Consider the following 1,279-nt stretch of genomic DNA (forward strand, 5'->3'; position numbering starts at 1 on the left):
TATAATGCTCCCATAGGTTGAGACACGGGAGAGTGATAAATAAGTTATAATGAGACTATGGAAAAACGGAACCGATATACCTCAGAGTTTAAGACGAAAGTTGTGCTGGAGGTCCTCCGCGAGGAACAGACCGTCAACGAGATAGCTGCGAAATATGAAATGAGTCCAGTGATGATTAGCCGATGGAAGGCAGAGTTCCTTGATCGAGCATCAACGGTGTTCGAGAAGAAGTCGGGCGATACTGAGAAGCTGAAGAAAGAGTATGAGAGCAAGCAGGAGCATCTAGAAAAGCTGGTAGGCCAACTCACAGTAGAGGTCGACTGGCTCAAAAAAAAATCTGGTCTTAAATGAATCACCTGAAGCGCGAAAAGCGATGGTTGAGCGAAATAATGCAGTGATTACGGTTAAGCGCCAGGCAGATCTGCTCAGTGTGAACAGAACCAGTGTGTACCGCCCTGACAAGGAACGTCGTGAGAGCGAAGAAAATGTAATGATCATGCATCGGATCGATGAGATCTACATGAAGCATCCTTACTTCGGCTACCGGCGTATGACAAGGTTTCTTCGTGATCATGGCTTCCAGATCAATCGAAAGCGCACACGCCGCCTAATGCAGCTCATGGGCCTCGAGGCGATCTATCCGAAGCCAAACTTGAGCAAACGGCTCCACGCCAAGTACACTCGCCCCTACCTGCTTCGAAGCTTAAAGATTGACCACCCGAATCAGGTCTGGGGGATCGACATCACCTATTTGCGGATGGGCAAAGGATTTATGTACCTGTTCAATATCATCGATTGGTACAGCCGTAAAGTGATCGATTATGAGCTGTCCAGCACGTTAGAGAAAGGCTTTGTGCTGAAGTGCCTTAAACGTGCATTCAGCCGTTGCAAACCGGAAATCATGAACAGCGACCAAGGCTCCCATTTCACCAATGCTGATTATCTCGAGCTGCTAGAGAAGGAAGACGTCAAGGTGTCAATGGACGGCAAAGGACGAGCAACGGACAACAGCCGAACAGAGCGCTATTTCCGGTCGCTTAAATACGAATGTATCTATCTGAATGAATTCGAAGACCCTCGCGCGCTGCGTAAAGGGATAGCTCGTTATGTCCAATTTTACAATCAGGAACGCCCTCATCAATCTCTTAATGAATCACGGCCTGATCAATTCTATGCACACTCATTTGAACAAATCGCATCCTAAATGACTAGATTACACGACAAGGAGGATATAACTTATTCCTCAGAAAATCGTGTCTTGACAATGGGGAGCATTACA

General features: G+C 46.9%; 1 protein-coding gene. It reads left to right on the plus strand.

Annotated elements, in window-relative coordinates; genetic code table 11:
* Nucleotides 1-57 precede the first annotated feature (57 nt).
* A protein-coding gene (locus tag E2980_RS23890) for an IS3 family transposase (RefSeq protein WP_476695919.1) occupies nt 58-1,204 on the plus strand; the annotation gives its coding sequence in 2 pieces (ribosomal slippage) (nt 58-329 and nt 328-1,204; 1,149 coding nt in all).
* The last annotated feature ends 75 nt before the right edge of the window (nt 1,205-1,279 follow it).

The sequence above is a fragment of the Cohnella luojiensis genome, from assembly GCF_004564235.1.
GTDB lineage: Bacteria > Bacillota > Bacilli > Paenibacillales > Paenibacillaceae > Cohnella > Cohnella luojiensis.